The organism is Kitasatospora sp. GAS204B, assembly GCF_029892155.1.
Lineage (GTDB): Bacteria > Actinomycetota > Actinomycetes > Streptomycetales > Streptomycetaceae > Kitasatospora.
Genome location: NZ_JARZAG010000004.1, coordinates 402,044 through 408,137, shown reverse-complemented (window position 1 = coordinate 408,137; position 6,094 = coordinate 402,044). Strand labels below are relative to the sequence as shown.

Below are 6,094 nucleotides of genomic sequence, written 5' to 3'. Positions count from 1 at the left end.
GATCCACCCCGAAGGGCTTCACCGTTCGACTTGCATGTGTTAAGCACGCCGCCAGCGTTCGTCCTGAGCCAGGATCAAACTCTCCGTGAATGTCTTCCCGGCAGTGCTTAATTAAAAGCCCGGGTCCTCACCCGCGTTGAGCGGCACGACAACCACCGGAATAGGGTGACCTCGTGCACTGCGTCCTCGCTAGTGTTTTACTTCAAAAGGAATCTCCAACCCCGATCAAGTGACCGAGGCCGGGGATGTCAACATATCTGGCGTTGACTTTTGGCACGCTGTTGAGTTCTCAAGGAACGGACACTTCCTTCGCAGCCACTTCCGTGACCCCTCCGGGCATTCGCTCTTTCGTGTTTCCAGCCTATCAGATCCGGCTCAGTGCCTTTTCCGACTTCCTGGCTGGCCAGGTCCGCCTTTTCTGCGGCGACCGCCACTCTACCGTATTTCCAGACATGGTCCGGACCACACAAATTCCAGAAGGAAGTAAGCGAGGTTGGAAATCAGTAAATGTGATGGTCGCTCCGAACGGGTTCGGGCCGGCCTCTCGGCTGCCCCTTGCGTCCGTCCGGTTCAGGCGACTCGGTCTACCTTAGGCCAGCCAGGCAGCCCCGTCAAACACCGAGGGGCCAGATCTGACCAGATCTGGCCCCTCTAGGTGGTTCTCGCAGCTCAAATACCGTGCACTTCAAGCCACCTGACGCGTTCCCAGCACCGTCCCAGATGACAGGGCGTCAGTTTTCGAGCTCGACAGCGGCAAGGTTCCGCTTGCCACGACGGAGCACCAGCCAGCGGCCGTGCAGCACGTCGGCCGTGGTCGGCACGGCGTCCTCGTCGGCCACCTTGGTGTTGTTGAGGTACGCCCCGCCCTCCTTCAGCGTGCGGCGGGCGGCCGAGCGGCTGGGGGCCAGGCCCACCGCGACCAGCAGGTCGGCGATCGGGAGCAGCTCCGTCACCGCGGCCTTGGGCACCTCGCTCAGCGCGGAGGCCAGCGTCTCCGGCTCCAGGTCGGCGAGGTCGCCCTGGCCGAACAGGGCCTTGGAGGCGGCGACCACGCGCTCGTACTGCTCGGCGCCGTGGACCAGCGTGGTCAACTCCTCGGCCAGTGCACGCTGGGCGAGGCGGGCCTGCGGGCGATCGATGGTCTCCCGCTCCAGTTCCTCGATCTCCTCCTTCGAGCGGAAGCTGAAGATCCGCAGGAAGTTGGAGACGTCCCGGTCGTCCGCGTTCAGCCAGAACTGGTAGAAGGCGTACGGCGTGGTCAGCGTGGGGTCGAGCCAGATCGTGCCGGTCTCCGTCTTGCCGAACTTGGTGCCGTCCGCCTTGACGATCAGCGGAGTGGCCACCGCGTGCACGGAGTTGCCGTCCGCCTTGCGGATCAGCTCGGTGCCGGCCGTCAGGTTGCCCCACTGGTCACTGCCGCCGGTCTGCAAGGTGCAGCCGTAGCGGCGGTTGAGTTCCAGGAAGTCGTTGCCCTGGAGGATCTGGTAGCTGAACTCGGTGTAGCTGATGCCCGCGTCGGAGTTGAGCCGCCGGGCGACGGCCTCCTTGGCGATCATGCTGTTGACCCGGAAGTACTTGCCGATGTCGCGCAGCAGGCTGATCGCGGACAGCTCGGAGGTCCAGTCGAGGTTGTTGACGATCCGGGCCGCGAACTCGCCCTCGAAGTCGAGGAAGCGCTCGACCTGGCTGCGGACCCGGTCCACCCAGCCGGCTACCGTCTCAGGGGCGTTCAGCACCCGCTCGGCGGTCGGCTTGGGATCGCCGATCAGACCCGTCGCGCCGCCGACCAGGCCGAGCGGGAAGTTCCCGGCGTTCTGGATCCGGCGCATGGTGAGCAGCTGCACCAGGTTGCCGAGGTGCAGGCTCGGCGCGGTCGGGTCGAACCCGCAATAGAAGGTGACCGGGCCGTCCGCGAACGCCTTGCGCAATGCGTCCTCGTCGGTGGACAGGGCGATCAGCCCACGCCACCGCAGCTCGTCGACGATGTCCGTCACGGTCACGCTTCTCCTCGGTCGGGCCGGGCCGCTGCTGGTGACGGGTCCGGCGATCAGGTTCGTGAGGCTCCCAGCGTGTCTGAGGGTACGCGGTTCGCGCTAGCCGGTTTTACTCGCGGACCGGCGGCGCGGGGTGTGTGCCCGGTACGGGCTGACGGACGGATCGCCGTGGATCCAGAACCGCCAGGGGATGTCGCCGGCGGTGGAGACGCCCGTGCGCGGTCCGCTGCGGATCAGTTCGGCCGGTGGCGGCGTGCCGGGCAGCAGGCGGATCACGGGGCCGTCGACCACATCCTCGCCGTCCTGGCTCCGGTCGACGCCGAGGGCCATGGCGAGGCGGGCCGGTCCCTGGGCGAGATCGTGGTCCCGGCGGCTGGTGGGGCGGCGCCTGCGGGCCTGCTCCACTCCCCCGGTCACCTCGCCGGCCCGCAGCAGGACTCCGCCGGGGTGCAGGGCAGGACCGCAGACCAGGTTGAGGCAGTAGTGCATGCCGTAGGTGAAGTAGACGTACGCGTGGCCGGGCGGGCCGAACATCACGGCGTTGCGCGCGGTCGGCCCGCGGAAGGCGTGCGAGGCGGGGTCGTCGGGTCCCGTGTAGGCCTCGACCTCGGTCAGCCGGAGTTCGACGGTGCCGGTGGGGAGGGTGCAGCTCAGCCGCCGGCCGAGCAGTTCGGGGGCGACCTCGCTGGCGGGTCGGTCGAAGAACGAGCGCGGCAGCGGTGCGGGACGCTCCCCCGGCGCGGCGGGCGCGGTGGCTGCGTGGTCGGGCGCGGCGGTCGGCGCGTTCATGGGCGCATCGGTAGGCACGAGGCCGAGCGTAGCCCGGGGTGTCCCCGGCGCCCCACGCGCGGCCACGGGGTGGCCGCTGAGCGGGGAAATTGCGTTGTCGGGCAAGGGGCTTGGCGGTCAGAGTGGTTGGGTCCGCCACGGCGGCGGCGACGGCCTGGAAGGTGTCCGGAATGCGCAACACACTGGTGCTGAACGCGAGCTACGAGCCGCTGTCGACGGTGTCCCTGCAGCGTGCGGTGGTGCTGGTACTCCAGGACAAGGCCGTGGTGGAGCAGGCGCATCCGCTGCGCGTGATGCGGGCCACCGGTGTGTCCGTGCCGGTGCCGCGGGTGATCAGACTCCAACGGTACGTGCGGGTGCCGTTCCGACAACGGGCGCCGTGGTCGCGGCGGGGCGTGCTGGTCCGGGACCAGCACGTGTGCGCCTACTGCGGGCGGCGGGCGACCACGGTGGACCACCTGGTGCCGAGGTCGCGCGGCGGTGCCGACAGCTGGCTGAACACGGTGGCCGCGTGCGCCGAGGACAACCAGCGCAAGGCCGACCGGACGCCGGAGCAGGCCGGGATGACCCTGCTGCGTCGGCCCTTCGAGCCGACGCCGGAGGCCTCGCTGATGCTGGCGCTGGGCCTGCGGGCCGGGGAGGCCGGCGAATTGGCCGCCTGGCTGCCGCGCGCGGCACAGCTGAGCGGCGGCTCGGTGAGCGGCGCTCTGGCGGCCGGCGGGGCGGTCGCCGTCGCCTGAGCGGAGCGGGCCGAGGCGAGCGCGCCGGGGGATCGCGCTGGGGGATCGCGCTGGGGGCTCGGCTGAGCGGTCCGGAGGGCCGGCCTGATCGGGGGACAGGCCGGCCCACCGGGTTGATCACGGGCGGTGCGCCTCGGGTCAGCCCTTGGCCTGGTAGGCGCTCGCGGTGCCGAAGGTGGCCGAGTGGCCGGGCACGGCGATCACCCGGTCGTCGCCGATCAGCACCCGGCCCGAGGTGAGCAGCGAACCGGTGTTGTGCGGGAAGCCGCCGCCGACGCTCTCCTGACCGTTCGTCAGGGCGAAGCGGCTCAGGTGGGCGGGCTGGTCCAGGCGCTCCTCGGCCGCCAACACCAGCGAGCCGCCGTCCAGGCCGACCGCGGCCACCGAGCCCTTCTCGCTGACACCGGTGTGCCAGAGCTGCTTTCCGCTGCTCAGGTCGTAGGCGACCACCGAGGTCGCACCGCCGGGCACGGCCACGGTCGTGACCATGGTGTGGCCCTGGAAGAAGACACCCGGCAGCGGGTCGAAGGTGCCCTGGGCGACGTTCAGCCGGCCACCGCCGTTCGGGTCGGTGACCGGGATGGTGACGGCCGGGTCGCCGGTCTGGCCCCAGGCGAGCAGCTTGTCGTCGGTCGGCTGGTCGCCGGTGGTGAGCATCACGGCCGGCTCGGCGGAGAGCACGGTGGCGGTCTTGGGCTGGCTGGGCAGGCCCTTGGCCCAGAGCACCTTGCCGTCGGCCGCGCCCAGGGCGACGGCCTGGTCGGTGGGGCTGCTGTCGACGCAGGCGCTGTGCACCAGCACGGTGGCGCCGGCGGCGCTGCCGGAGAGCGTGCAGAACTTGCCCTGCCCGGCGTACTGCCAGGCGTCCTGGCCGTTGGCGGCCGACCAGGCGCTCACCTTGTCGTCACCGACCGCGATCACCTTGTCGTCGGTGACGGCGACCTGGGCCGTGTACGGGTTGGTGCCGGAGAGCGGCTTGGTCCAGGCGACCTTGCCGGCCTTGGTGTCGACGGCGGCGAGCAGGGCGCAGGGGCTCTTCGGGTCGGCCTGGGTGTGGAAGAGCACGCCGCCGATGCCGGCGGAGTTGACGGTGGGCGAAAGATCGCACGGGGTGACGCCGGCGGTGGGGGCGTCGAGGTTCCAGGTGGGCTTGCCGGTCGCCAGGTCGTAGGCGTGCACGCCGCTGCCGTCGGCGCGGACCATGGCGGTGGGGAGCAGCCAGCTGCCGACCAGCGTGTCGTCGGTGCCGGCCGGCGGGGCGGTGGCGGGCTGGGCGGCCCAGATCTTGTTGTGGGCGACCGCGAATCCCGGGTCGGCGACGGGGGCCGAGGGGGCGGCGTGATGCGTGCTGCCGCCGCTGGTGGCGACCACACCGGCGGTGACCAGGACGCCGAGGGCGGCGACGCCGGCGGCGACCCGGATCAACAGGGTCCGGCCGCCCGGGGCGCCTTCGGTGGCGAGCACCGTACCGATGGCGCCCTGCGCGGCGGTGCGGGCGCGGTCGAGCAGCGAGCCGCCGGCGGCGGCGTCGGACACGGCGCCGGCGGAGCCTGAGGCGCTCTCGGCTGCGGCGGCGTCGAGTGCGGCGACGTCGGGCTCGCCGTCGAGAGCGGGCACCGGCGGCATGGTGGCCGTGGCGAACGGGTCGGCGTAGGGCGGTTCCTCAGGGGCCGCCGGATACGCCCCTGTGGCGTCGGTCTGGTAGCCGAACTCTGCGGTCGGCTGGTACTGCTGCTGGTCCGGCCACTGCCAGGGTTGCTCGGCCGGGTACGTCTGCTCGGCGGGGTACGCCTGGTCCGTCGCGTACGTCTGCTCCGTGGCGTACACCTGCTCGCCCGGGTACGGCTGCTGCTGCGGGTAGGTGTGCTGCTGCGGTTGCTGCTGGGGCGTGCCGTAGGGCTGTTGCTCGGTCGGGTACCAGGTCTGCTGGTAGTCGTAGCCGCCGGGATCGGTCCCGCCGCCCTCCTGGGGGTACCCCTGGTCGGAGGCTGGGGGGTAGTCCTGAGCCATGCGTTCCGTCCGTCCCGACTGCGTACACCGAACGGCCAGCATCTCACGCCGCCCGCGCGCACCGGTCGGCCAAGGCGGTCACGGGGGCCGCCAAGGCCGACCGGGGGGCGCGGTTCGGTCAGTTGGGTCGGTTCAGTTCGGTCAGTTGGGTCGGTTCAGTTCGGTCGGTTCAGCTCGGTCAGATCGGTCGGTTCGGTCGGTTCGGTCGACGAACCGTCAGGTCTGGTGACCGAACTCTCAGGTGCGGTGACCGAACCGTCAGCCCTGCTGGGTGAGCGCCTGATCGATCCTGGCCGCCAGTTGGAGGTCCAGGTCGGTCACGCCGCCCGCGCTGTGGGTGGCGAGCGTGAAGGTCAGGGTGCGCCAGCGGATGTCGATGTCGGGGTGGTGGTTCATCGCCTCGGCGGCCTCGGCGACCGCCACGACCACGCGGATCGCGGCCGGGAAGTCGCTGGCGTCGGCGGTCCGGGTGATCGCCTCGCCCTGGCGGCGCCAGCCGGTCAGTCGGGCCAGTCCGGTGGTGATCTCGTCCTCGGTGAGGAGGGGGCTGCTGCTCATCGC

The 6,094-nt window shown here is 71.0% G+C and carries 5 protein-coding genes and 1 rRNA gene; 1 reads left to right on the top strand and 5 read right to left on the bottom strand.

Going from position 1 to position 6,094, the window contains the following annotated elements; genetic code table 11:
* The 3 genes from P3T41_RS08750 to P3T41_RS08740 form a co-directional block, all read right to left on the bottom strand.
* Window positions 1-90, bottom strand: a 16S ribosomal RNA gene (locus P3T41_RS08750); the annotation flags it as partial.
* 641 nt (window positions 91-731) lie between these two features.
* Complete coding sequence (tyrS, locus tag P3T41_RS08745; RefSeq protein WP_280689057.1) at window positions 732-1,994, bottom strand: tyrosine--tRNA ligase; 1,263 nt, start codon at window positions 1,992-1,994, stop codon at window positions 732-734.
* Window positions 1,995-2,093: 99 nt separating this feature from the next.
* Window positions 2,094-2,783 (bottom strand): DNA-3-methyladenine glycosylase, encoded by a 690-nt coding sequence (locus tag P3T41_RS08740; protein WP_280689033.1) that lies wholly within the window; start codon window positions 2,781-2,783, stop codon window positions 2,094-2,096.
* Between the two features lie 170 nt (window positions 2,784-2,953).
* Here P3T41_RS08740 and P3T41_RS08735 point away from each other — a divergent pair, with 170 nt between their 5' ends.
* Window positions 2,954-3,523, top strand: a complete 570-nt coding sequence (locus tag P3T41_RS08735) for an HNH endonuclease (RefSeq protein WP_280689032.1) — start codon at window positions 2,954-2,956, stop codon at window positions 3,521-3,523.
* A gap of 138 nt (window positions 3,524-3,661) precedes the next feature.
* On the opposite strand, the gene P3T41_RS08730 is transcribed toward P3T41_RS08735, so the two are convergent.
* Window positions 3,662-5,533: a PQQ-binding-like beta-propeller repeat protein gene (locus tag P3T41_RS08730; RefSeq protein WP_280689031.1), complete on the bottom strand. Its 1,872-nt coding sequence runs from the start codon at window positions 5,531-5,533 to the stop codon at window positions 3,662-3,664.
* Window positions 5,534-5,791: 258 nt separating this feature from the next.
* A complete protein-coding gene (locus P3T41_RS08725; RefSeq protein WP_280689030.1) occupies window positions 5,792-6,091 on the bottom strand; it encodes a 4a-hydroxytetrahydrobiopterin dehydratase in 300 nt (99 codons plus the stop codon).
* Between the last annotated feature and the right edge of the window lie 3 nt (window positions 6,092-6,094).